At 63.9% G+C, this 25,283-nt stretch carries 18 protein-coding genes and 1 tRNA gene; 12 read left to right on the forward strand and 7 right to left on the reverse strand.

Annotated features, from left to right (window positions below; translation table 11 throughout):
• Positions 1 to 9: 9 nt before the first annotated feature.
• Both EXV95_RS09975 and EXV95_RS09980 read left to right on the forward strand, forming a co-directional pair.
• Entirely contained in the window at positions 10 to 852 is an 843-nt protein-coding gene (locus EXV95_RS09975; protein ID WP_176886705.1) for a BPSS1780 family membrane protein, read from the forward strand.
• On the forward strand, positions 809 to 1,633 hold the full coding sequence (locus EXV95_RS09980; RefSeq protein ID WP_176886706.1) for an iron dicitrate transport regulator FecR: 825 nt from the start codon (positions 809 to 811) through the stop codon (positions 1,631 to 1,633). The genes EXV95_RS09975 and EXV95_RS09980 overlap by 44 nt, the downstream gene beginning before the upstream one ends.
• Positions 1,634 to 1,761: 128 nt before the next feature.
• Here EXV95_RS09980 and EXV95_RS09985 read toward each other — a convergent pair whose 3' ends face one another.
• Positions 1,762 to 3,987, reverse strand: a complete 2,226-nt coding sequence (locus tag EXV95_RS09985; protein WP_176886707.1) for a PhoX family phosphatase — start codon at positions 3,985 to 3,987, stop codon at positions 1,762 to 1,764.
• Positions 3,988 to 4,309: 322 nt separating this feature from the next.
• Here EXV95_RS09985 and EXV95_RS09990 point away from each other — a divergent pair, with 322 nt between their 5' ends.
• Genes EXV95_RS09990 through EXV95_RS10005 form a run of 4 tightly spaced genes read left to right on the forward strand, consistent with a single transcriptional unit; the run spans position 4,310 to position 9,279 of the window.
• Positions 4,310 to 5,515 (forward strand): imelysin family protein, encoded by a 1,206-nt coding sequence (locus tag EXV95_RS09990; RefSeq protein WP_176886708.1) that lies wholly within the window; start codon positions 4,310 to 4,312, stop codon positions 5,513 to 5,515.
• Positions 5,516 to 5,520: 5 nt separating this feature from the next.
• Positions 5,521 to 7,008, forward strand: a complete 1,488-nt coding sequence (locus EXV95_RS09995) for a di-heme oxidoredictase family protein (protein ID WP_176886709.1) — start codon at positions 5,521 to 5,523, stop codon at positions 7,006 to 7,008.
• Positions 7,005 to 8,147: an imelysin family protein gene (locus tag EXV95_RS10000; RefSeq protein ID WP_370460241.1), complete on the forward strand. Its 1,143-nt coding sequence runs from the start codon at positions 7,005 to 7,007 to the stop codon at positions 8,145 to 8,147. The genes EXV95_RS09995 and EXV95_RS10000 overlap by 4 nt, the downstream gene beginning before the upstream one ends.
• On the forward strand, positions 8,137 to 9,279 hold the full coding sequence (locus EXV95_RS10005) for a DUF1513 domain-containing protein (protein WP_176886710.1): 1,143 nt from the start codon (positions 8,137 to 8,139) through the stop codon (positions 9,277 to 9,279). The genes EXV95_RS10000 and EXV95_RS10005 overlap by 11 nt, the downstream gene beginning before the upstream one ends.
• A 373-nt stretch (positions 9,280 to 9,652) precedes the next feature.
• Here the strand turns inward: EXV95_RS10005 and EXV95_RS10010 are convergent, their stop codons facing one another.
• From EXV95_RS10010 to EXV95_RS10025, 4 genes are all read right to left on the reverse strand, one after another.
• The gene (locus EXV95_RS10010) at positions 9,653 to 9,871 is read right to left on the reverse strand and encodes a hypothetical protein (RefSeq protein WP_176886711.1); all 219 of its coding nucleotides are present in this window, start codon (positions 9,869 to 9,871) and stop codon (positions 9,653 to 9,655) included.
• Positions 9,871 to 13,197 (reverse strand): zincin-like metallopeptidase toxin domain-containing protein, encoded by a 3,327-nt coding sequence (locus tag EXV95_RS10015; protein WP_176886712.1) that lies wholly within the window; start codon positions 13,195 to 13,197, stop codon positions 9,871 to 9,873. Before EXV95_RS10015 ends, EXV95_RS10010 begins: the two co-directional genes overlap by 1 nt.
• Positions 13,198 to 13,527: 330 nt before the next feature.
• Positions 13,528 to 14,097: an AAA family ATPase gene (locus EXV95_RS10020; protein ID WP_176886713.1), complete on the reverse strand. Its 570-nt coding sequence runs from the start codon at positions 14,095 to 14,097 to the stop codon at positions 13,528 to 13,530.
• Positions 14,094 to 16,556 (reverse strand): UvrD-helicase domain-containing protein, encoded by a 2,463-nt coding sequence (locus tag EXV95_RS10025; protein ID WP_176886714.1) that lies wholly within the window; start codon positions 16,554 to 16,556, stop codon positions 14,094 to 14,096. The genes EXV95_RS10020 and EXV95_RS10025 overlap by 4 nt, the downstream gene beginning before the upstream one ends.
• 43 nt (positions 16,557 to 16,599) lie before the next feature.
• Between EXV95_RS10025 and EXV95_RS10030 the strand changes: the two genes are divergently transcribed.
• Positions 16,600 to 17,319, forward strand: a complete 720-nt coding sequence (locus tag EXV95_RS10030; RefSeq protein WP_176886715.1) for a hypothetical protein — start codon at positions 16,600 to 16,602, stop codon at positions 17,317 to 17,319.
• Between the two features lie 225 nt (positions 17,320 to 17,544).
• A complete protein-coding gene (locus EXV95_RS10035; protein ID WP_121420842.1) occupies positions 17,545 to 18,522 on the forward strand; it encodes a GMP reductase in 978 nt (325 codons plus the stop codon).
• 30 nt (positions 18,523 to 18,552) lie between these two features.
• On the opposite strand, the gene EXV95_RS10040 is transcribed toward EXV95_RS10035, so the two are convergent.
• Positions 18,553 to 19,434 carry an alpha/beta hydrolase gene (locus tag EXV95_RS10040; RefSeq protein ID WP_176886716.1) on the reverse strand — a complete coding sequence of 294 codons (882 nt, stop codon included), beginning with the start codon at positions 19,432 to 19,434 and terminating at the stop codon, positions 18,553 to 18,555.
• Between the two features lie 129 nt (positions 19,435 to 19,563).
• Between EXV95_RS10040 and EXV95_RS10045 the strand changes: the two genes are divergently transcribed.
• The 4 genes from EXV95_RS10045 (at position 19,564) to EXV95_RS10060 (ending at position 23,317) form a co-directional block, all read left to right on the forward strand.
• Positions 19,564 to 20,448, forward strand: a complete 885-nt coding sequence (locus tag EXV95_RS10045; protein ID WP_176886717.1) for an NAD(P)-dependent oxidoreductase — start codon at positions 19,564 to 19,566, stop codon at positions 20,446 to 20,448.
• A gap of 84 nt (positions 20,449 to 20,532) precedes the next feature.
• Positions 20,533 to 20,608, forward strand: a tRNA-Lys gene (locus tag EXV95_RS10050).
• Positions 20,609 to 20,931: 323 nt separating this feature from the next.
• Positions 20,932 to 22,002 (forward strand): cellulose synthase complex periplasmic endoglucanase BcsZ, encoded by a 1,071-nt coding sequence (gene bcsZ, locus EXV95_RS10055; RefSeq protein WP_255485011.1) that lies wholly within the window; start codon positions 20,932 to 20,934, stop codon positions 22,000 to 22,002.
• An 82-nt stretch (positions 22,003 to 22,084) separates the two neighbouring features.
• Positions 22,085 to 23,317, forward strand: coding sequence for a multidrug effflux MFS transporter (locus EXV95_RS10060; protein ID WP_176886718.1), 1,233 nt, complete (start codon positions 22,085 to 22,087; stop codon positions 23,315 to 23,317).
• A 383-nt stretch (positions 23,318 to 23,700) separates the two neighbouring features.
• Here EXV95_RS10060 and EXV95_RS10065 read toward each other — a convergent pair whose 3' ends face one another.
• On the reverse strand, positions 23,701 to 25,167 hold the full coding sequence (locus EXV95_RS10065) for a diguanylate cyclase domain-containing protein (protein ID WP_370460242.1): 1,467 nt from the start codon (positions 25,165 to 25,167) through the stop codon (positions 23,701 to 23,703).
• Positions 25,168 to 25,283: the final 116 nt, after the last annotated feature.

Here is a 25,283-nt window from a genome sequence, read left to right on the forward strand (position 1 = left end):
AGCACCTTCATGAAACTCCACATCGTCCCCGCCCGCACTGGCATGACCTGGGTCAAGCTTGGTATACGGACGTTCTGGAAGCAGCCCATGGCATTGGCAGCGCTGTTTTTCATGACCATGGCGTCCATGTCGCTGGCCTCCATGATTCCGCTGGTCGGCCCTGCGGTGGCGCTGATGCTGCTGCCATCGGCCACCCTGGCCATGATGGTGGCGGCAGCGCAAGCCTCGCAGGGGCGGTTTCCCACACCGGCCGTGCTGCTGGTGGCGTTTCGTACCGGGCAGCAGCGGCTGCGTGACATGCTGGTGCTGGGCGCCCTGTATGCGGCTTGCTTTCTGGCGGTAATGGGCCTGTCGGCCCTGATCGACGGCGGGCAGTTCGCCAAGGTGTACCTGGGCGGTGCCCAGCTCAGCAAGGAAGTGGCCGAAGACCCGGCGTTCCAGAGCGCGATGTGGCTCTCCATGGTGCTGTACCTGCCGCTGTCGCTGCTGTTCTGGCATGCCCCGGGGCTGGTGCACTGGCATGGCGTGCCGCCGGTCAAGGCGCTGTTCTTCAGCATCGTGGCCTGTGTGCGCAACTTCAGCGCATTCCTGGTCTATGGACTGGGCTGGCTGGGCGTGTTTCTGCTGGGGGGGCTGGTGGTGGCGCTGGTTTCGGCACTGCTGGCCACGATGGGGCTTGCAGCATCGGCGGCTGGCGGCATCATGGTGGGTGCCGCGTTGATGATGGCGGCGATGTTCTTCACGTCGGTGGTGTTCACCTTCCGTGACAGCTACGAGCCCCCATCAACCCCAGAACCCGAGCCGCACCATGACACACCACCACCTGACTCACCTGCTCCTGGGCCGGACTGACAACGAGCTTCTCTGGCACCGGCGGCGCAGCCTGTTGCAGGCGGCCGCCGCATGGGTGGCCGCAGGCGGGTGGATGGCCGCGCAGGCGCAATCGGGCAGCAACATCGTCGAAGTGCGCGGGGATGTGCTGCGCAATGGGCAGGCGCTGACGGCACAGGGCAGCATCGCCGCCGGTGACCGCATCGAAACGGGGCCGGGCTCCACTGCCGTCTTTGCCGTGGGCAACAGCGCTTTCATGGTGCGGCAGAACACACGCCTGGCGCTGGAGGGCGACACGCCGACCGCCGTCAAGGTGCTGCGAGTGCTGACCGGCGCGGTGGCCAGCGTTTGGGGGCAAGGCACCGACCGGCAGGTGATTTTGCCCACCGCCACGGCGGGTATCCGGGGTACGGGTGTGTATGCCGAGGTGTTCCCCGAGTTGGACCACCGGGGCTACTTCTGCAATTGCTATGGAACGGTGGACCTGGCCGCTGGCAACGAAAGCGTGGTCAGCCAGTCGGTCTACCACCAGTCGTTCTGGGCCGAGCCTGCCCCGCGCGATGGCCGCCTTCTGACACCTGCGGGTGCCATCAACCACACCGACGAAGAGCTGGAGTTTCTGGCCAGCCTCATCGGCCAGCGCACAGCCTGGCAGATTGCCGGGCGCAAGGGCACCAAGGACGGCAGCGGGCAGATGAACTACCCAGCGCCCGGCGGCACAACGCCAGGAACCACACCGCCGACACCCCCTGCCCCCACCCGCGCCGTGCCACCGCCCCCCGGCGACACCAGCACCTACTAACCCAGCTACGGCACCCCTGGCAACGCGCCCACCGCAACGCACAAGGCCCACTGGCCAGGGGGTTGCCCTGTTGGTGGCAACCCCCTGGCCAGCGGGCCGGGTCGGTCAAAAAACGAACTAGCGGGGGATCAGGTCCCGATCACGCCACCGTCGTTCTTGGTGATCACGATGGTGGCCGAGCGGGGGCGCTTGCCTGCGCCGTAACCTGCGTTGGCGGGCCATTGGCTCTGGTACTTGGTGGCGTCGCCCACATTGGCCAAGGCGGTGCCTTCACCGGGGTGCTGGATGTTCACGAAGATGGCCTTGCCGTCGGGCGTTTCGGCCACGCCGGTGATTTCGCTGCCCTTGGGGCCGACCAGGAAACGCTTGAGCGTGCTTTCGGTGGCGGCCTTGCCCACGGGGGTCACGATGTCCAGCTTGCTGCCGTCGGTCTTGGTGTAGCTCAGCGTCTTCTTGCCGCCGTCACCCACCTGGCCGGGCACAGCGGCCAGCATCATGCAGTTGGTCACGTCGGTGTAGGCGCCGTCGTCGGTCTGGATCCAGCAGATGCCGGTGGCCTTGCTGAAGGCCAGGCCGTCGGGGCTGGAGAAGTCCTGGTCAGCAGTCAGCGACGAGATGTTGACCAGCGCCTTGTCGGCCCCGGCTTCGGCGCCAAACAGGTACACGTCCCAGGTAAAGGCCGAGACCGAGGCGCCTTCCTTCATGCGCACCAGGTGGCCATTGGGGTTGCCGGTCTGCGCCGAGGTGCCCTTCATGTCGGTGTAGGCACGTGGGTTGGCGGCGTCTGGCAGGTACTGGCTACCCGTGGGGTTCACACTGCGGTTGCTGTTGTTGGTCAGCGTGAAATAGATCTCGCCGTTGGCGGGGTTCACGGCGTTCCATTCGGGGCGGTCCATCTTGGTGGCGCCCACGGCATCGGCCGCCAGGCGGGTGTTGATGGCGATGTCGGCTGCGTCGGCAAACTTGTAGGCTGCATAGCCGCTGATGGCGGTGTTGGCCAGCGCCAGCTCGACCCAGGTGCCCGTGCCATCGGCATTGAACTTGGCCACATACAGCTTGCCGCTGTCCAGGTACTTGTCGCCCACGGCCATGCGGTCGGCGGCATTGGCATCGGCGGCATTCCACAGCGCGGTGGACACAAACTTGTAGATGTATTCGCCGCGCGAATCGTCACCCATGTACACCGACAGCGGCTTGCCTGCCTCAACCTTGCCAAACGCCGCGCTTTCGTGCGCAAAGCGGCCCAGGCCCGTGCGCTTCTTGGCCATGCGGGTCTTGTCGTAGGCATCGATCTCGACGATGTAGCCCATGCCATTCATCTCGTTGCGGTAGTCGTCGCTGCCGTCCACCGAGGTGCCAGTCTTGCTGTTGTTCCAGCGCTGGTACTGGTCGGCGGCGCCGCCACTCTCCCAGCCGTGGCGCGATGCAGCACCCTGGTTGCGGCCATAGCGCTTGAGGGCCGTGACGCTCTTGTCGTTGCCGCGTGCGGCATCGTCGGCAGCGCCACGCGTGAAGTAACCAAACCAGTTTTCCTCACCGGTGAGGAACGTGCCCCAGGGCGTCTTGCCCGTGCCGCAGTTGTTCAGCGTGCCGCGTGTGGTGGTGCCCGTGGGGGAGAACTTGGTGATCATCTGCGCATTGCCACGCGCAGGGCCCGAGATCTCGATGGGGCTCAGTGCCGTCAGGCGGAAGTTGAGCGCAGAGTTCTGCACGTAGGCCCACTTGCCACCCGACTTGGCGACTTCGATCACGGCAATGCCGTGGATCGCCGTTTCCTTGTCGATTTCGGCCGCAGGGCGTGGCAAGGTGGTCGTGCCGCCGTTGGCATGCAGGAAGTGGGACGACAGCTTTTCGTCGGTGGTGGCTTCGTGGTTGATGGCCAGCAGCCCGCGCTCGATGGCGTTGTCGTTGCGCTTGCCGTCGGTACCCAGGCCAAACCATTCCATGCCGTCGTGGTGGTCGCCACCGCGCTTGTCGAAGTCACCATCGGTGCCGTCATTTTTGTAGGCAGCCACGCCTGCTGCAATGGGGTCGCCCAGCGCAAACAGCACACTGGCGGTGTAGCCTGCAGGCACGGCCACCACGTCGGCCAGGCTCTTGGGCACCGCGCCAAAGCCCAGCAGCTTGGGGCCGGCAGGGGGTGGAGTCACTGCTGGGTCGTCGCTGCCGCCGCAGGCCGACACGCCAAAGCCCGCCAGCAGCGTGGTGCCCACCGTGCCCACGCTGCCCCGCAGAAGGCCACGGCGCGACAGGCGAGCGCCCAGCACCGCATCAAAGCTGGGGTTGGCAGAGGTGTTGGAGTTCTCGTTGTTGAAGTCAATCGCCTGCTCTGGCGCAGCCACACGGTGGTTCATGGGGTTCCTCGGGTTGTTGGTTACAAAACCCATGGAGCGTAGAAACCGTGGGTGACATCGCCGTGAAGCTTTTGCGGCGGTTTGATGACAGTCGGTCCCTGCAAGCTGGTGGTCGCACCAGAGATGGACATACACAAATACGAATCACTACTATTTGTATAATCAAAACCTGCCTTCGCCCACCCAGCCACGCCCTCGCACCTTGTGGTGCACAGGCTCCCTCAGCCAGTGCGGCCCCTTCGTTGACCACCGCAGCGCCCCTGCAGGCCCACCCGCCTTCCATGCCATGGCCTGCGCGCCCCTTTGCCCCGGAGACCTCTGCATGCCCCATTCCTTTCTGAAGACCTCGGTCCTGGTGGCCGCTCTGGCCCTGTGCACCTATGGCACTCACGCAGCAGCGCAGACAGGTGGGGCGCCGGCCCCGTCGGCCAACGCACAGGCGGTGAACACCAACATGGTGGCCGCGCACTACGGCCACCTGGTGCATGCCAACTACACCGACACGCTGAATGCCGCCAAGGCCCTGCAGACGGCTGTGCTGGCATTCACCGCCAAGCCCTCTGCAGAAACGCTGGCCGAAGCCCGCAAGACCTGGCTGGCCGCACGCGAGTTCTACGGCCAGACGGAGGCCTTCCGCTTCTACGGCGGCCCCATTGACAACGACAACGGCCCGGAAGGCCGCATCAACGCCTGGCCCATGGACGAATCGTTTGTGGACAGCGTGCAAGGCAAGGCCACGGCCGGGCTGGTGAACAACCGCAAGTTCACCATCAACAAGAAGAACCTGTCGGCCCAGAACGAGCGCGGCGGTGAAGAAAACATTGCCACAGGCTGGCACGCCATCGAGTTCTTCCTGTGGGGCCAGGACCTGTCAGACACCGGCCCGGGCAACCGCAGCTTTGAAGACTTTGTGGATGGCAAGGCCCCCAATGCCGACCGCCGCCGCCAATACCTGAACGTGGTGACAGAGCTGCTCATTGACGACCTCACCACACTGGTGAAGGCCTGGGCGCCAGATGCAAAGAACAACTACCGCGCCCGCTTCGTGAAAGGTGGCCAGGAATCGGTGCGCAAGATGCTGGTGGGCCTGGGCTCGCTGTCGCGCGGCGAACTGGCCGGCGAGCGGCTGGAAGTGGCGCTGAACAGCCAGGACCAGGAAGACGAGCACTCGTGCTTTTCGGACAACACCCACCGCGATGCGGTGACCAACGCACTGGGCATCCAGAACGTGTGGCTGGGCCAGTACAAGCAGGCCAACGGCACGGTGCTGCAAGGCCCGTCGCTGCGTGACCTGGTGGCCGCCAAGGACTCCGCGCTGGCCGACAAGACCACGCAGCAGATCGCCGCATCGGTGACCGCCGCAGAAGGCATTCAGGCCCCGTTCGATCGCGAAATCATCGGCGGCAAGGACGCCCCAGGTCGCCAGCGCATCCAAAAAACTATCGACAGCCTCACACAACAAAGCAAAGACCTGGTCGCTGCCGCCAACGCCATTGGCATCACCAAGTTGACGCTGGTCCAGCCCTGACGAACATGCAGCTTTTGCAAGCCAAACCTCGCCAGCGCACCGTGCGCCTGGCGGCAGCCAGCATGGGCGCCATGGCCCTGGTGGGGCTGGGCGCCTTGGTGGCCGCGCCCCAACCCGACCCTCTGGGCGAAAAAACCGGCGGCGAGACCACGGTGTACGCCACCGGCCGCAACGCGTTCTCGTTCCCCGCCGCCAATCTGGAAGACGCCGAACGCACGCGTTTTGTCATAGGCAACTCGTTCTTCAAGCGCAACTGGGTGGAGGCGCCCGCCTCCACCAAGGCCCGCGACGGGCTGGGCCCGCACTTCATTGCGCGGTCGTGCGGTGGTTGCCATGTGCAGGACGGGCGCGGTGAGCCGCCAGAAATCTTCAACCGCCTGGGGGAGACCAAAGACCCGACGGTGGCGTTGCTGATCCGCCTGTCCATTCCCGGCAAAGACGCGCACGGCGGCCCCAAGCCCGACCCTGTGTATGGCGACCAGTTCAACAACGCAGCCATTCAGGGCGTAAAGCCCGAGGGCCGCGTGACGCTGCGCTACGAAACGATCAAAGGCAAGTTTGCCGACGGCACGCCGTACACGCTGCAAAAGCCGGTGTATGGCTTTGCCGACCTGGGCTATGGCCCCATGCACCCGGACATCATGAGCAGCCCGCGCATAGCGCCGCAGATCATTGGCGTGGGCTTGCTCGAAGCCATTGCCGAGGCCGACATCCTGGCCAACGCAGCCGACCAGGCCGCCGCGCCCGGCCCCATCAAAGGCCAAGCCAACAAAGTGTGGGACGCGCCCTCGGGCAGCACGATGACAGGGCGATTTGGCTGGAAGGCCAATGTGGCCACCATCGCGCACCAGACGGGTGGCGCCTTTCTGGGCGACATGGGCATCACATCGCGCCACTTTCCCAACGAGGCCTGCACCCCCGCCCAAAAAGACTGCCTGGCAGCCCCCAGCGGCCAAAGTGGCAAGGAGGGCGCCAGCGTGCAAGGCCAGCCAGGTGTGGAGATTGACGACAAAACACTTGCCGACGTGATCTTCTACCAGGCCACGCTGGCCCCGCCCGCGCGCCGCAACGTGAACGACACTCAGGTGCTGCGCGGCCAGGCGCTGTTTGCGCAGGCCCAGTGCGCCACTTGCCACCGGCCCAGCTACGTCACCAAGGAAGGACCGTTCCCCACGCTGTCGAGCAAGGCCCTGAACGGCCAGCGCATCTGGCCCTACACCGACTTGCTGCTGCACGACATGGGCGAACGCCTGGCCGACAACCGGCCCGACTTTGGCGCCAGTGGCCGCCAATGGAAGACGCCGCCCCTGTGGGGCACGGGCCTGATCAAGGACGTGAACGGCCACACCCGCCTTCTGCACGACGGCCGCGCGCGCGGCGTGCTGGAGGCGGTGCTGTGGCACGGCGGCGAGGCCGAAGCAGCCAAGGACCAGGTGCTGAAAATGAAGAAGGCCGACCGCGATGCGCTGGTGAAATTTGTGGAGTCGCTATGAGCTTTGCATTGCCCAAAGCCCTGTGCGCGGCACAACATGTTTCGACGTTGTTGCTGGCGTCGTTGATGGCTGCACTGCCTTCTGCCGCTGCCCAGGCCCAGACAGCGGCTGCCGCCCCCGCCTGGCAGCGCGAGGCCGTGCCGTTCTACGACACCGTGCACGCGCTGCAAGGCATCTACGGCCACTGGGCGCTGCCGCGCGCCAAAGACTTTGACCAGAACGCACGCGCACTGGTGCCCGCCGTGGCTGCGCTGTGCCAGGCCCCGGCGAGCGACAGCAAAGCCGCCCTGGCAGCCGCTCGCACGGCCTGGCAGGCCACAACGCGTGCGTGGGAACAACTGGCCGCCGTGTCGATTGGCCCCGTCATCGCCCGCCGCAGCCAGCGCGCCATCGACTTCACGCCCACCCGCCCCGCGTTGATCGAAAAAGCCATCGTCACCCAGCCCCAGGGCGCCAAGGCGTTCGAGCGCGTCGGCACGCCCGCCAAGGGCCTGCCCGCGCTGGAATGGTTGCTGTGGACCCGCCCCGTGCAGCCCGGCAGCCCTGCCTGCAGCTACGCACACGAAGTGGCGCAAGACGTGGCACGCGAATCCGCCGCACTGCAAGCCGCCTTCACCACCGCCGCAGGCACCGACTGGGGCGCCGAGGACGAACAGGAGCAGTCCACCCAGGCCATCAGCGAGTTTGTGAACCAATGGGTGGGCGGCATCGAACGCCTGCGCTGGGCGCAGATGGACAAGCCCCTGCGCGCCGCTGGATCGGGATCTGGCAGCCGCACGCCCGACTACCCCCGCATCGCCAGCGGCGACACCCTGGCCGCCTGGGCCGCCACCTGGGCGGGCCTGCGCAGAGTGACCGCCCTGCCCGCGAACGCCGCCACACCCGCGCCCGGCGAGGCCCTGGTGCCGCTGGAAATGTATTTGCGCGGCAAGGGCCTGAACCCGCTGGCCGACAAACTGCACCAGGCCGCCGGCAAGGTGGATGCATCGATGGCGCAGGTGCAAAAAGCGGGTGTGCAGAACAAGGCCGCCATCCAGCAGACCGCGAAGGATCTGGCCGCACTCAAGTATCTGGCCGAATCCGAAGTGGCACCGGCGCTGCAGGTGAGCATCGGATTCTCGGACGCCGATGGTGATTGACCCCCACCGCCGCAAAACGCTGGCAGGGCTGGCCGCGCTGGCAGGCCTGGGAGCGTGGGCGTTCGCTCCAGCCTCCGCGTTCGCCAGAAACAACGGCACCGTGCAATTGGCTGCCGCCTGGGAGCGCGAGGGCAGCTTTCACATCGGGCTGCTGTCCACGCAACCGGGCGCCGGGCAGCCGTTGCAGATCCACGCATCGCTCGAAGTCCCCACCCGCGCCCACGGCCTTTTTGTGCTGCCCGATGGCTCGGTGCTGGCCACCGCCCGCCGCCCCGGCGACTGGCTGGTGCGCTGGTGGCCCGGCCAACGCACCGAGCCGCAATGGTTCTGGCAGGACGGTGAGCGCAGCTTCAACGGCCATGTCATCGCCAGCGCAGACGGGGCCCGTTTGTTCACCACCGAAACGGATGCAGAAACCGGCGCCAGCTGGATTGGCGTGCGCGACACCCGCACTCTGCAAAAAATGGCCGAATGGCCTACCCACGGCATCGACGCCCATGAGCTGACCTGGGACACGCGCACCACCCACCACGGCGCGCCCACCGTCATCGTTGCCAACGGCGGCGTACCCACCGCGCCCGAAACCGGCCGCGTCAAGCGCGACCTGCAAACGATGGATTCGTCCATCGTGCGGCTGGACGGCCACACCGGCCGTCTGCTGGGCCAATGGCACCTGCAAGACCAGCGCCTGAGCCTGCGCCATCTGGCCTGGAGCCCCGATGCTCGGACCCTGGGCATCGCCCTGCAGGCCGAACACCACGACACCGCCGCCAAAGACGCCGCCCCCGTGCTGGCCCTGTTCGACGGCACCGCTCTGCGGGTGGTGCCCACGCCCGAGCACATCGCGCAAAGCATCCACGGCTACGGCGGCAGCATGGCCGCCACGCCTGCGGGCTGGGCCGTCAGCTGCCCCCGCGCCAACGGCATTGCCACGTACACGCCGCAGGGCGAATGGCGGGGGCTGGTGCCGCTGCCCGACGTCTGCCCGCTGGCCGTGCACGGCGGCGCGCTGTGGGCGGGGGGCCTGGGTGCCAGCCTGCAGAACGCGCAGGCCGCAGCGCCTGTGGGCCACCCGCATGGCCGCAGCCTGCAAGGTGTGCGGCTGGACAACCACTGGGCGGTAGCCTCTTGAAATAGCGGCTACGATCGTTTTATTGGCCTTGCGCGGGGTTCATGTCCCTTGGTGGCATGGAGTGCTTGGCAGAAAAAATCTGACAGACTCCACCTTTCGCTTGCAGTGACAGGGCTATTGCAGGATTTGGTGCAACCGGGGCCCGGCACAGGAGAAGGTAAAACTTATCAATAGCGGGCGGCGCCGCTCAACCGCTTCACGCAACTTGTACGCCTGACAACAGGGCCAATGTCAGTGCCGACTATGGCATAGCTGCGTCTGGGGCAGCGGTTATCTCGGCCTGACCGGGTTTGTGCAACAAAGCCGTGTAGCAAAGCTACCAGCGCAATGGCCCCTGTATGCGCAACAAGGTCGATGGCTCCCAACGCCGCAATCACAGTGGGTAAGTCTCTCCCGTCCGCTTGTCAACTAACATCACCAGAGGACCATCTAGCAAGTTGTTTTCAGGTGTATAGACATCAAAAATGACGCCATAAACCCCTGGGCGCTTTTCATTGTTTCGTACGCCTGATATGCGGTAAGTGTGCCCTCTGGAGTCCTGCTTCAGCAGAAAATTTTTGGCCAACTCTAGTGCTTGCGCTTCATCAATCATTACCTAATACCTCCAACCCACTCGATGTAGTCAATAGCGTGCTGCTGCTGTTCAAAGTTGAGCGAGTTCCATCGTTTCGGGGAATTTTCCAACATGTCAAAAACAAACTGTTCAGGCGCATTGAAGTCTGTTGATCGGGGTAAGTTCAGATATCTTTCTTTACCGATCTTTTGATAATGCCGGAAATGCGAAAGCTCGTGCCAAACTTCATAGCTGGTCGGCTCACTCCGCAAAAGCAACTCCCCGTGGCTAGCATCAAAACCACCAGCCTTTCCATAGGGTAGGTGCTCATCGCCCACCTTGAGAGTGATGCCACGCTTGGCAAGATATCTATCGAGCTGACCAAGCTTCGTTGAAGGATAGAGCGCTCCGCCAAGCCTGCCAATCCCCTCGATCGCGTCGACAGTTGTGCTTGTAACTCTTACTGCATTGCTAACGCTCTCAGCCAATGCCCCTTCAATCTGCACCGAGTCAACGATTTTGTCGGCTCTGAGCATACCGCCCGCCGCCACAGCCCCCCGCAGCGCCGCAGTCGGTCCGACTAAGCCAGCAACGACCCCCGACGCCTCTTGCAGCCCGTTGTCATACTCAGCAACCCGACCGGTGACTTTTTCATACTGAGCAAACATCCGGTCCGAAAAATCGGTATCGAATAAGCTGACCACACCTGCGGCTGCATAGCCGCTTATGCGGTACGCCCATGCCGCAGTTTCTGGTAATGCATTGGCCAACCCTTTCGCAGCTCCAATGCCCACGTCCCCAAAGAATTCGCCCACGTGCTGCATTTGCTCGCCGTAGCTGGTGGGCGGTTTGTCGCTGACCCAGACCTGCTCGGGCATGCCGGTGGGGTTGCCCAGGGCATCCACTCCACCCCCTGGCACGTCAACCATGCGGCCGCTCCAGGTGGGTGTCAAACCTGCGTAGCTGGCAGAGCGTCCGCCGTACTGGGTGTAGATCTCAGCAGCCTGCTCGGGGCTCATGCCTTGGCTTGCTGCGCTGGCTTGCTGGGCCAGCGCCTCCCGCTGGGCCCGCCCCGCACTCTCCACCGCAATGGCCCTCCCGCCCAACTGCGCCGCGCTCGTGTCCGACAGATCAAACTGCAGCACCTGCCCCGGCTGCACGATGGGCGCGCCCTGTGCGTTGAGCTGTATCTGGCCGCTGGCCAGCAACTGACCGTAGGCCGCTATTTGCTGCTGCTTGTCCAGCCCCGCTGCCTCCAGTGCTGCCAGCGGGCCCTGGCCCTTGCCCACCACCGCTTCGGTGATGACTTGCGCGCCGGGGGCCATGCTGCCGTTCAGGGCGATCCCGCCGTCGATTTCGTCGCTCCAGTTCGATAGCGCGTCGCCCGAGATTTGCAGGCCCTGTCCTCCGAGCCCTGGCCGCAGGCCCAGCCCCTGCGTATCCACCTCACTGGCCCCCAGGTTCTTCACCCAGTCGCTCGAAGGTCTGTCTCCTGGTTGTCCCAGTTGTTCCTCATTCCCTGCCTGGCTTTGGCTTTGCCCCTTTCCTTGTGCGCCCCGCAGCTCTTCGCCCAGCACTTCGCCCAGGAAGTCACTCGCAAACCCCGCCGCCGGGTCATTGCTGCCCGCAACCTTCACTGCGCTGCTGGCCGCCCGGCCGAGCAGGCGCAGCATGCTGGCTTCTTGCATGCTCAGGCCTTCGTTCTTGCTGAGCTCGGCGATCTGCACCTCCAGGCTCTTGCCCACTTCTCCCGCCACGCTGGCCAGCAGGCTGTTGGTCAGGCCGTCTTTGAACTTGCCCCCCGTGGCTTCTTGCAGCAGGCCTTGCAGGCCCGCCTTGCCCAGGTGCCCCAGGCTGCGCGTGGCCAGATCGCCGCCTTGCAGCAGCTCGTTCATGCCTGTGGCGTTCATCACCCCAAAGCTCACTCCAGCCGTCAGTGCCGAGCGCAGCAGGTCGCCCAGGTCGATCTTGCCCCCGGTGGTCAGCTGCATGGTGGCGCTGCTGATGGCGCCCAGCGCCATGCTTTGGCCCAGGCTGGTGCTGGCGCTGGCGGCGGTGATGCCAAAGGCCCCCGCGGTGGCGAAGGTCATGACGCCTGCAAACACCATGGGCAGCGCTTTGTCCAGGAAGCTGGTGCTTTGCTTGATGTTGTTGGCCAGGTCCGTGCTCCAGCCGTTGACGGGGTCAAACCACAGGTATTCGTTGTTGATCAGATCCCGGTTCTGTTCGGGGGTGAGCTGGGTGGCTTGCCAGGTGCTGGCAGCCCAGGGCCCGGGGTTGCCGTTGTCCGTGACGGTGGGGCCGCCGAGTACCAGCTGGCTCTCGCCCAGGCCGTAGTAGGCAGGGGTGATCTGGGGGCCCGCATCGGTTTCGCCGTGCTGTACGGCGGCATGCCATTGCAGGGGCTCTTTGCCGTGCAGTTGGGCAAAGGCTCTTTGCGCGGGGCTGTCGCCGCTGGCGTAGGCCTTGGCGAATTCGGCGGGGTCGCTCAGGCGCCACAGGTTCTGGTGTTGCCCGCCAGCGGCGAGCGCCTGGGCTTCAATGGCCTGGAGGTCGCTGGCCTGATTGGCGCTGGGCGGGTGGGTGACGCTGTGCAGTGTCTGCTCGGTGATGTGCTCGGCATCGCCCCCGCTGGAGTGCCGTGCGATCAGTTCGCTGCCTGCCACTTCGGGGCCGGGGTTTTGCTGGGCGTGGTCCAGGGCTTGCAGGAATTGGTCGCGTACGGCGTTGTGCGCTTCTTGCAGCTGGGTCAGCCGGGCGCCCAGGTCGGGGCCAAAGCGCGCGAGGATGCCTTGGCCGACGTCGGTGTCGGTGTTCAGCGGGCGCAGGGGCGGGCCGAACTGGGCCACCATCTCTTGGTTGGCGGGCTCGGCCAGCAGCAGTTCCAGGGCGGCGATCTCGGTGGGGCTGGCGTTGGGGGCTGCTGCCTGGGCGCCGACGGTGCCAATGGCTGGGTTCTCGGGGGTGATCTGCAGGGGTTTGGTCTGCACCAGCTCGATGCCGAGACCTGCTGCGTTCTCCGGGGTGACGGTCAGGGGCTTGGTGCTCACCAGGTCGATGCCCAGGCCCGCTGCGTTCTCAGGGGTGACCAGCAGAGGCTTGGTCTGTGCCTGCACCATCAGGGCCAGCGTGGTACTGGGGGTGTGGTCGGTAGGGGCGAAGAGGGAGGTGCTGGCCAGGGTGGGGTCAGCGTGAAGGCACTGGGAGTCGGGCTGGCCATAGCCGCCGGGGCCGCTGTCGGTGAAGGCGCCAGCGTTGTCCTGGGGCTGGTCTGTGTAGCTGTTGAATGCACTGCCAGGAGCGGGCGGGTTGGCCAGATCGCCAGGGGCGGGAGCGTAGGTGGAGGCGGAGGGGGCGACTTGCATGGCGCGCGACTTTGCCTACAGGCATCAGCGCGCGAAACTGGGAAGGCTCCTAGCTAGGAATGACCCCTATAGGGGATGAGCCGGCGTGTGCTGATGGCGAAATTCGGCCCCATGGCATATGTGTCAAGCGCAAACAGCTATCAAATAAGGAGCATCCGTGCAGCCAGAGTGAAGGAAGGGGTTGCACGGGTTACGGATTTTTACGCGCTTTGGAGGCAGTGGGCGCGGTGCAGATGGAGCCCGTCAGCAATTTAGTGGCGGAGGCGTGGCCTGACAAACAGGCGTATACCTGCCAAGCAAGATAAAGCCGACGGCAGGCGGCACACCGGCTCAAATGCCCTGGGTTGTGATTGCTGTGCGCTCGCGCAATGCAGACAGTATGTGCCGCGCTGCCTCAGCGGCGCTGCTGCGCGCAGTGTCCACCACGAGCCGCTCCTGACCCCAGTGCGCGTAATCGTGCTGCAGCACGGCCTGCCAAGTCGGCGCCAGCAGCCCTGGGACTTCCATGGCCCGCGTTTCCACCCGCCGCCGGTGCTCTGCGGCATTCGAGCAAATCACTTCCACCTCCAGCAGGGGCACCCGCGTATCACGCGCCACGGTACGCCAGGCTTCGCGCGTCACCGGCAGCGGGTTGACGCAGTCCGCCAGCACCGGCAAACCCTGCACAAGCTGGGTGCGCGCCAACGCATAGGCCGCCATATAACCCGCAGCGCCCACAGCCCCGGCGATGAGCACACCGGATTCCCGCAGCGCCTGCTCGATAGTGTCGATGCGCAGGTACACCGCAGGCCAGCGCGCCAGCAATGCGCGGGCAACGGTGCTCTTGCCCACTCCGGGAAGTCCGCCCAGCACCACAAGGATCAGAGCGGGTGGCGCTGGGGCAGCGGTGGCTGCGCTCAATCCACCACCGTCAACTTGGCCACGCTGAGCGCCAGCCACTTGGTGCCATGGCGCGGGAAGTTGACCTGCGCACGCGCGTCGTCGCCGGTTCCCTCGATGGCCAGCACCTTGCCTTCGCCGAACTTGGTGTGGAACACGTTGATGCCTGCGCGCAGGCCGTGGGACGGCGCGGTCTTTTGCACCGGCACCGGTGGGCTGGCAAAGGTCTCGGATTTAAAGCCAAATTGGCCTCTAGCGATTGATGGATAAGCGCTTCCAGCTCCTGAATTAGGAGCATACGATCCAAACCCTTGCTGCTTGGGCGTAATCCACTTGAGCGCGGCCTCAGGCAGCTCGTCAAAAAAGCGGCTCTTGATGTTGTAGCGCGTCTGCCCATGCAGCATGCGCGTTTGCGAGTGGCTCAGGTACAGGCGCTTGCGGGCGCGGGTGATGGCCACATACATCAGTCGGCGCTCTTCCTCCAGACCATCGCGCTCGCTGGCGGAGTTTTCGTGGGGGAACAGGCCCTCTTCCATGCCGCCGATGAACACACCGTCAAACTCCAGGCCCTTGCTGGCGTGCACGGTCATCAGTTGCACGGCGTCTTGGCCAGCCTGGGCCTGATTGTCGCCCGCTTCGAGCGCGGCGTGGGTCAGGAAGGCGGCCAGGGGCGAGAGGGTTTCGCCGGTGTCGGCGTCCACGATGCCCGGCACGGCGGGCTTCAGGGGTTCGTCCAGCACCGGTGCGTTGGGGTCCAGCCCTTGGCTGACCGGGCTTTGGGCGCTCTGGGTAAGCGGCGTGCCATGCTCGTCCAGTGGCAGGGCCACGGCGTCGCGGCCAAAACCTTCCTGAGTGACAAAACTCTCGGCAGCGTTGACCAGTTCCTGCAAGTTCTCGATGCGGTCGGCGCCTTCCTTCTCCGTGCGGAAGTGCTCCACCAGGCCCGTGGATTCGAGCATCTGCTCAATGATGCCGCGCAGGTTCAGCCCTTGCGTCTGCTCGCGCAGCACATCGACCATGGCGACGAACGCGCCCAAGTTAGCGCCCGCCTTGCCGGACACGGCGCTCACCGCGTCGTGCAGCGAGCAGCCTGCGGCGCGGGCTGCGTCCTGCAGCACTTCGATGCTGCGCGCGCCAATGCCACGCGGCGGAAAGTTGACGACACGCGTGAAGCTGGTGTCGTCGTGTGGGTTCTCCAAGAGGCGCAGGTAAGCCAGCGCGTGCTTGATTTCGGCACGCTCAAAAAACCGCAGTCCACCGTACACGCGGTAGGGCACGCTGGCGTTGAACAGCGCCGATTCGATCACCCGGCTTTGCGCATTGCTGCGGTAGAGCACGGCGATTTCCTTGCGCTCAAAGCCGTCGTTGCGCACGAGTTGCTTGATCTCATCGACCATCCACTGCGCCTCCGCCAGGTCAGAGCTGGCTTCGTACACGCGCACGGGCTCGCCCGCGCCCTGCGTGGTGCGCAGGTTCTTGCCCAGGCGGCGGCTGTTGTGGCTGATGAGGGCGTTGGCCGAGTCGAGGATGTTGCTGTAGCTGCGGTAGTTCTGCTCCAGCTTGATCTGGCGCTGCACATCAAACTCGCGCACGAAGTCGGTCATGTTGCCCACGCGTGCGCCACGGAAGGCGTAGATGCTCTGGTCGTCATCGCCCACGGCAATCACGCTGCCACGCGCCTCAAAGCGCCCGCCCACCTCGTTGCCCGCCAGTTGCTTGAGCCAGGCGTACTGCAGCTTGTTGGTGTCCTGGAACTCATCGACCAGGATGTGCGCGAAGCGGCGCTGGTAATGCTCGCGGATGGCGTCGTTATCGCGCAGCAGCTCGTAGCTGCGCAGCATCAGCTCGCCAAAGTCCACCACGCCTTCGCGCTGGCATTGTTCTTCGTACAGCTGGTAGATCTCGACCTTTCTGCGGGCGTCGCTGTCGTGCGTCTCCACATCGCCGGGGCGCAGGCCTTCTTCTTTGCAATTGGCGATGAAGTAGGACAGCTGCTTGGGCGGAAAACGCTCGTCGTCCACGTTGTGCTGCTTGCACAGGCGCTTGATGGCCGATAGCTGGTCTTGCGTGTCCAGAATTTGAAACGACTGCGACAGGCCTGCCGCCTTGTGGTGCGCGCGCAAAAGGCGATTGCACAGGCCGTGGAAGGTGCCGATCCACATGCCACGCACGTTCACCGGCAGCATCGCGGACAGACGCGCCACCATCTCTTTGGCGGCCTTGTTCGTGAAAGTGACGGCCAGAATGCCACCGGGCGTGGCGTAGCCGTTTTGCAGCAGCCAGGCGATGCGGGTGGTGAGCACGCGGGTCTTGCCCGAGCCTGCGCCCGCCAGTATCAGTGCGTGGCCTGCGGGCAGGGTGACGGCCGCCAGTTGCTCGTCGTTCAGATTGGCCAGGAGGGGCGATGCAGCCGAGGCCGCAGCAGCGTGTGGGGGCACCAAGGCTTCGGGTGCACCCGGGAACGGGTCTTGTGGGAACATGCGGCCATTGTAGAAAGCGCCCCGGCGCCCTCCCTGCCCGACCATGAAAAACATTGCCCGCACCCTGGCCAGCGTCCTGGTCCTCACTTACACAGCCTCAGCGCTGGCCCAGGCCAGCTGCAGCAGTGACGGCATCCCACAGCCCGTGGCCATTTTCGAGCGCTTCATCAGTGCCGACTGCGAAGCCTGCTGGAGCGATGCGGCCACCCCCGCGCCCTCTGCCACGGCGGGCGTGGCGGTGCTGGACTGGATCGTGCCGGGCAAGGCCGGTGACGACGCGCCCTTGTCGGCCGCTGCCACCAACGATGCCCCGGCCCGCCTGCAGGCCCTGGGCCGCAAGCCCCCGGTTGCCACCGATGTGCACACGGCGGCGATCGAGGCATACACGCCAGCCCGCCTGCGCGTGGCCCATGGCATGCCGTTCAACGACTACCTGGGCACCACCATCGCGTTCACGCCCCTGCAGCGCGCTGCACAGCGCAACGTCGCAACGCCTGGAGCCATGGACTTTTACCTGCTGCTTGTCGAATCCGTGCCTGCAGGCACCGAAGGCACGAAAGTGGCACGAAATATGGTTCGAAACATGCTCCACGGCACATGGGAAAAGCGCGAAAAGCTATCAAAAAAAGAGCGAATGAAATGGATGGAAACCCGGTCTATGCGCATCCCGGAAGGCGCACAGGCCGAGCGGCTGCGTTTGGTGGGCTGGGTGCAGGACGCCCAGGGCAGCGTCCTGGCGGCTGCGCAGTCCACCTGCCGATGACATCGGTGATACCGGTCATACCCGCACGGTTATAGGGCCTGCCAGGCAGGCGGGTAGAATCAATCACCGGGCCCAAGTTTCTTGACGCCCGGTTTTTTGTGCCCGCGCAATCTGCGGGGTTCGGAGCTGGCCACCACGCCAGTGCCCACAAAGCCGGTCCCAAGCCAAGCGCCCACGCCCGCGAAATCCTTCGCAGGCGACCTTTTCAAAGGAGCTTGGAATCTCATGGAAATCTTCGACTACGACAACGTTTTGCTGCTGCCCCGCAAATGCCGCGTGGAAAGCCGCTCGGAATGCGACGCCAGCGTGGAGCTGGGCGGCCGCTCGTTCCGCATCCCCGTGGTACCCGCCAACATGAAAACGGTGGTGGACGAAAAGATCTGTACCTGGATGGCCCAGAACGGCTACTTCTACGTCATGCACCGGTTTGACCTGGACAACATTCAGTTCGTCAAGGACATGCACGCCAAGGGCTGCTACGCCTCGATCTCACTGGGCGTCAAACAACCCGACTACGACACCGTGGACCAGTTGGTGGCACTGGGCCTCACGCCCGAATACATCACCATCGACATCGCCCATGGCCACGCCGACAGCGTGAAGAACATGATTGGCTACCTCAAGCAACACCTGCCCAAGGCGTTTGTGATTGCGGGCAACGTGGCCACGCCTGAAGCCATCATCGACCTGGAAAACTGGGGCGCCGACGCCACCAAGGTAGGCGTAGGCCCGGGCAAGGTGTGCATCACCAAGCTCAAGACCGGCTTTGGCACGGGCGGCTGGCAGTTGTCGGCCCTCAAGTGGTGTGCCCGCGTGGCCACCAAGCCCATCATTGCCGACGGCGGCATCCGCAGCCATGGCGACATCGCCAAGAGCATCCGTTTTGGCGCCAGCATGGTGATGATCGGCTCGCTGTTCGCTGGCCATGAAGAATCCCCCGGCAAGACGGTGGAAGTGGACGGCGCGCTGTTCAAGGAGTACTACGGCTCGGCCAGCGACTTCAACAAGGGCGAGTACAAGCACGTGGAAGGCAAGCGCATCCTGGAGCCCATCAAGGGCAAGCTGGCCGAGACGCTGATCGAGATGGAGCAAGACGTGCAGAGCTCCATCAGCTACGCCGGCGGCACCAAGCTGATGGACGTGCGCAAGGTCAACTATGTGATCCTGGGCGGCGACAACGCGGGTGAGCACCTGCTGATGTAAACCAGCACCCGGGCCGAGATCAACGCGAGGTCAGGCCCGCAGCAGGTTTTGCGCCATGTGGTGCAGGTCATGCCCGGGCTGGGCCAGGGCATCGACGATGCTGAAGTGGTGCAGTCCGGGTAATGCCACGCTACGGGGCACGAAGTGGCTGCCCCAGGCGTTCTGCATCAACTGGTTCTGCCGCAGGAACTCGGGGCTTTCATCGGCCCCGACGGCGCAGTACAGCGTGCCAGTGGGCGGCTCCAGCAGGCGCGCAGGACTGCACTGCAGCACTTGTTGCTCCGTCAGGCTCAACACCGACTGGTACATCGGCGTGTGCATGATGGGCTCTAGATCATGGACCCCGGAAATCGACAGCGCGTTGCGCACCAGCCCGTCTGGCAGACCGTCGCCGATCAATGGCCACACGCTGGTGAGCAGCATGGCCGCCAGGTGGCCGCCCGCCGAATGCCCGGCCACGGTAATCCGCTTCGGGTCGCCCCCATGGGCGGCAACGTGGTGCCACACCCAACCCAGTGCTTTCTCCATTTGCCGCACGATGTGCGGGATGGTCACCGGCGCCTCGGGGGTGCCTGGGCACAACGCATAGTTCACCACCACCACACAAAACCCGGCCTGGGTAAAAGGCGGCGCAATGAACGAGTGATCGGATTTGTCGAGCGACCGCCAGTAGCCGCCATGGATGAACACCAGCACAGGCACCGGCCCGCCCGTGGTACGTGCAGACGGAAACACGTCCAGGGTTTCCCCTGCACCGCTGCCATAGGCCACATCCAGCACACAAGGGACGTTGGCCCGCACCTGCGCAGAATCCCGTGCCCAGCGCTGCAGGTAGTCCATGTGGTCGGGCACCAGAGCACGGTTGTTGTACATGCGCTCCAGCCAGGCGGGGTCATGCAGGGGCAAGGTCATGGGTAGGGTCTCCTGGGGCTGTGCGGCATCATCATTCCAATCTAGCCATGCTGCAAGCTCCGTGACAGGGTGATGCACCAAAAAGGCACATGATGCACACAGAGACAACGATCCCGGATGAATGACGCCATGACCACCACCCCGCTTCGCATTGCAGTCCTGGGCATTGGCATGATGGGCCGCCCCATCGCACGCCGCCTCAAGGAAGCCGGCCATCAGGTCCAGGTGTGGAACCGTACCCGAGCCAAGGCGGAGCCCCTGACAGCGTTTGGCATCACCGTCCATGCCTCGCCCACCGAAGCGGTCCAGAACGCCGATGTGGTGATCAGCCTGCTGGAAAACGGCCCTGTCGTAGGACACGTCCTGTTCGAATCCGGAACGGCCAAGGCGATGCGCAAAGGCGCCCTCTTCATCGACATGGCCTCCATCCAGCCCCGCGAAGCACGGGACCACGCCGCCCGCCTGGGCGAGATGGGCCTGGCCCACCTGGATGCACCTGTATCAGGTGGGACGGTGGGAGCGGAAAACGGCACACTCGCCATCCTGGTGGGCGGGCGCCCTGAAGACTTTGCGCAGGCCCAGCCCGTGTTCGCCGCCTGCGGCCGCGCCACCCATGTGGGCCCGCACGGCGCGGGCCAGCTCACCAAGTTGGCCAACCAGATGATCGTGGGCATCACCATCGGCGCGGTGGCCGAGGCATTGCTGTTTGCAGCCAAGGGCGGCGCAGACATGGCCAAGGTGCGCGAAGCCATTCAGGGAGGTTTTGCAGACAGCCGCATCCTGCAACTGCATGGCCAGCGCATGGTGGAGCGTGACTTTGCCCCACGCGGCCGCATGGCCGTGCAGCTCAAGGACATGCGCAACGCCCTGGCGACGGCCAGCGAGATCGGCTTCGACGCGCCCATCACAGCCCTGTTCGAGACCCTCTATGCCGAAGGCGTAGATCACGGCCTGGGTGAACTGGACCACAGTGGCCTGTTTGTCGAACTCGCCAGCCGCAATGCCATGCAATAATTTTCTGGGTTGCTTGCCAAGCCACAAAAAACTAGTGCATAATTCGAGGCTCTGCAGCAATGCAGACAGATTTATAAAAAGTTTGGGTTCTTAGCTCAGTTGGTAGAGCAGCGGACTCTTAATCCGTAGGTCGAGTGTTCGAGTCACTCAGGACCCACCAAACAAAAGCCGCAAGGCGCACAAAGCCGGTGCTACTTCAATGTAGCGTCGGCTTTTTTGTTTTTCTGGCTACGACAGAGGCACAACACACCCCTTCCTCGGCTAGCTCCGTTCTCAGCAGCATCTTCAGGTTACAAAATAACCTCATCTTGCTCGCACATATGCGCTGTGCCCCATACGCTATCCAGAAGAACCCGTTCCTGTTGGTACTGCAACGCGAGGATTTTCATGACTCCAATACTCCTGAGGCGGACAGCACTTCTCACAGGACTGAGCCTGCTCGCGCCCGCCACGCTGTCACGCGCGCAAGGGCAGGAGCGAGCAGTGGCGGGTTTGGCGCGCGGCGGCCAATGGCCTGCCTGGGATACCTTCAAGGCCCAATTCACCAGCGAGGAAGGCCGGGTGATCTCGGACGACGGGGAGGGAGGGCGCACCTACTCGGAAGGCCAAGCTTACGGACTTTTCTTTGCCCTGGTCGCCAATGACCGCAAGGGTTTCGACACCCTCCTGCGCTGGACCGAAAACAATTTGAGCGGCGGAGACCTGGGCGCACGCCTGCCCGCGTGGCTGTGGGGCCGTCGGCCGGACGGAACCTGGGGCGTTATTGACAGCAATGCGGCTTCCGACGCAGACATCTGGATTGCCTATGTCTTGGGCGAGGCTGCACGCCTGTGGAACGCCCCGCAATATCGCGCCTTGGGGGCTCGTCTGGCCGCCCGCATCATCGCAGAGGAGACCGCAGACCTCCCTGGCCTGGGGCCGAGCCTGCTCCCTGCGCCAAGCGGCTTTGTGGAGGCCGAAGGCCGATGGAAACTCAACCCAAGCTATATGCCGTTGCAGGTCATGCAACGGCTGGCCACGCTCTACCCCCTCCCTGCCTGGAGGCAGCTCACTCAAAGTTCTGAAAAAATCATCGTGGGAGCCTCCCCCAAAGGCTACGCCCCTGACTGGACCTTGTACGACGCACGGCAAGGCTTTCTCATTGACGAAAAAGGCAAGGAAAAAGGCCAGGGCGCCTACAACGCGATTCGCGTCTACCTGTGGGCAGGCATGCTGCACCCTGCCGCACCTGGCCGCAAGCCCTTGCTTTCTGCATTGGCCCCCATGGCGAGATACGTGCGCGAACAGGGGTACCCACCTGAATCGATTGATGTACTGACAGGACAGGGCTCAGGCCCCGGTCCGGCAGGCTTTACGGCAGCGATGCTGCCCTTTTTGCAGGCGCAAGGCGATAGTGCTGCATTGAAAGCGCAGCTCAGCCGTCTCGTCGCAAATCCCGTGCGATCCACGGCGTACTATGAACAGACTCTGGCCCTGTTCGGACTGGGCTGGATGGAGGGGAGGTACCGGTTTTCGTCCGGGGGTCAATTCCTGCCGCAGAGAACCAAGCCCTGATAGCGGCTCTTGCCGCAACGGCCGTCATCGGCCCTGCCCGAGCCCCCTGCACCTGCCCGATGTTCTACCCGTTGCCCACCCCATGAATCCCAACGCCCACACACTTTGGCGCGCGCCCCAATGGACCCTCGCGGCCCTCCTCGCCGTACTGGGCATGCTGGGGCCTTTCTCGATTGACACCTACATACCTGCCTTCGCAGGCATTGCCAGTGCCCTGGGCGCCACCCCGGTGGAGATGCAACAGACCCTTTCGGCCTATCTCTTTGGTTTTGCGTTCATGAACCTCTTCCATGGAGCACTCGCCGACAGCTTTGGCCGGCGACCGGTGGTCCTGTGCGGGATTGCCATGTTCACGCTGGCCTCGGCTGGATGCGCTCTGTCACAAAGCATCGGCCAGCTCATAGCGTTCAGGGCATTGCAGGGCTTGTCTACGGGCGCTGGCATTGTGGTGTCGCGTGCGGTCATCCGCGACATGTTTCCCCCAGCGCGCGCGCAGCAGGTGATGAGCCAAGTGACGATCTACTTTGGCATAGCCCCAGCCATCGCTCCCATCGTGGGCGGCTGGCTCTTTGTACATGCAGGCTGGCACAGCATCTTCTGGTTTCTGACCTGCGTGGGTGTGGTGCTCTGGGTCGCAAACTTAAGGCTCCTGCCCGAAACATTGCAGGCCGAGCATCGCCAGCCGTTCAATGTGCCCCATCTGATGCGGGGGTACTGGCAGCTGGGGTCAAGCCCTCGATTTGTGCTGCTGGCGCTCGCAAGCGGCGTTCCATTCAATGGGATGTTCCTGTACGTACTGGCAGCACCTGCCTTTCTGGGCGAACACCTTGCACTAGCCCCCACGCAGTTCTTCTGGTTCTTTCTACTGACCATTTCGGGCATCATGGGCGGCGCGTGGCTGAGCGGGCGTCTGGCCGGCAAGATCGCTCCAAAACGACAGATACGGCACGGCTTTGTGATCATGTTTACCGTAGCCGTCTTCAACCTGGGAGCAAATCTGCTCTTTCCCGTGCACGCGGCCTGGTCACTGCTGCCGATTGCGGTCTTTGCGTTTGGCTGGGCACTGATGGTGCCGGTAGTGACCCTGCTGGTGCTGGACCTTCACCCCGAGCGCCGCGGCATGGCCTCGTCCATGCAAGCGTTTGTCGGCTCTACTGCGAACGGCATTGTGGCGGGCATCCTGGTCCCTTTGGTAATGCACTCAACGGTCTTGCTGGCCTTCGCATCGCTGCTCATGATGTGCGTGGGCATGATGGCTTGGATCTATCTGCACCATCGCTGGCCCGATATTGGAAGGACTGCAACGCCAGGTTGAGCCCCTGGCGTTCGTGAATTGCCCTGCGCGCTAGCAACAATGAGACCTCACTCTACGCCCCGCCAAGTCAGTGCGCACCCGCGAGAGTGGGATTCCAGGCGCCCGAGTACAAAGCCCAGCCTAACTGGAAGCTTCGCAAGTTTGTCGATGTCGAAGCGTTCAAGGCGGTAAAGGCACAGGTAAAGGCACAGTAGGCACCCTGGCGAAGCCTCTGGAAAGCCGCTACGCCCGCCAGGCACTGGGGCCATCGATGCCTCTGAGCGCAATTTTCTAGCCAGGATGCCAACCGAGCGGCTCTACGGCTACGCAGTTCACGCGGGCTGAGTTCTGAAGTACACCCCACGGCACCTGACGCCAAGCTTCCATGCAACCCGGAAGGGGTCCTATGACAGTTGCCGCCGGTCCACCCCTTTTTCCTGGTAGTACCGGATTTTTTCGGCATACATGGCCTGGTCGGCACGATGGATGGCCGCTTCGACCATGTCGCCCGAACGACACGAAGCGACGCCCATGGCCAGGCTGATCGGCTGGCCAGGATAGAACTGGTTGTTCAAGTCCAACATGGAGAGAATGCGCTCTTGCAACGCAAAGGCGCTGCGCTCGTCCATGCCGGGCAGCAACACCGTGAATTCGTCTCCGCCAATGCGCGCGGCGCAGGCTGGCGGGTCCACCGCCTTGGCCAGTACTTCGCCCACCCTGCGCAGCATGGAATCGCCCGCAGCATGGCCCTGCTCATCGTTCACAACCTTGAGCCCGTTCAGATCAATCGCAATGATGGACAGAGGCCACGGCCCCTTGCGGGTGACACGATTGAGTTCTTCCGCATAGAAGGCCCGGTTGCGCAGCTGCGTCAGGACGTCATGCTTGCCAAGGTACTCCAGGTAGGCTTCGGCCTTTTTGCGCGCCGTGATGTCCACCAGCGACAGCAGCACCAGCCCCCAGTCCGCAAGATGGTCTGCCAACACGGAAAACTGCATGTGGATATGCACCGCATCCCCCGACAGCGCGTAGTTGACCACTTCGCGCTGCTGAAAGGTCTTGCCCTCCCACAGGTCCAGCAACTGGTCCGCGAAGGACTCATGCATCTCACCCCTAAACACCCGCCCGATGTTGTTCAGAAGCATCTCCTTGCTGGACGCACCGAACATGCGCAACGTCTGCTGGTTGACATCGATCACGCGAATCTCCTGCATGCAGCGCGTGACGAATTCAGGGTGCACCGTGATGAAGGTCTTGAAATCGTCAATGCCCTGCGAGCGAACACCGTCGAGCAGGCTTTTCACGGCACTGAAATCCTCGACCCACAACGAGACCGGGGAGTGCTCGAACAAATCCCGTGCATATTGTTCGCTGCGCCGAAGTTGGCTGGCACTCCGCACTTGGGCCGTGATGTCTTCCAGCGAAAGCAGAACGCGGCTCCAGTCCGCTTCATACCCTGGAAGGATGCGTGCGCGAATCTGAACGTCAAGACGCCGGCCATCCAGCGCATAGTTGACCGTCTGGTTCGAAAACTCCAGCTGCCCGGACCACAGCGCCGCCAGCTCATGGAAGAGCGCATCGTGCATGTCATCCCTGAAGACCTGGTCCAGATTCGCTTCAAGCACCTGTTGGTTCTCGGCCGCAAACAGCTCCAGCGTGCGGCGATTGACTTTCAACACCTTGAGGGCAGCGCTGCATTGCCGCACCCTTGCGGAGTCCTGAGCAAGGTGGGCACGAAGATCGGAAACCCCCGCAGCGCGCCAGCGATCAAAAAGTTGCTTCAGGGCGCTGTAGTCCTCCAGCCAGAGAGACACAGGCGCCAGTTCGAACATGTGTTCAAAGTCTGCCTCGGAAGATAACGAAGACGACACTGCAGATTCCTCCCTGGGCAATTATTGTCGAGCTACTCTGCGTATTCTTGGTCCAGGGTCCCCACAACAACAAAAAAGGCCAGCACCTTGCGGTACTGGCCTTTGCAACAGGGGTG

The sequence above is a fragment of the Acidovorax sp. JMULE5 genome, assembly GCF_013376875.1.
In the GTDB taxonomy this organism is placed as follows: domain Bacteria; phylum Pseudomonadota; class Gammaproteobacteria; order Burkholderiales; family Burkholderiaceae_C; genus Acidovorax; species Acidovorax facilis.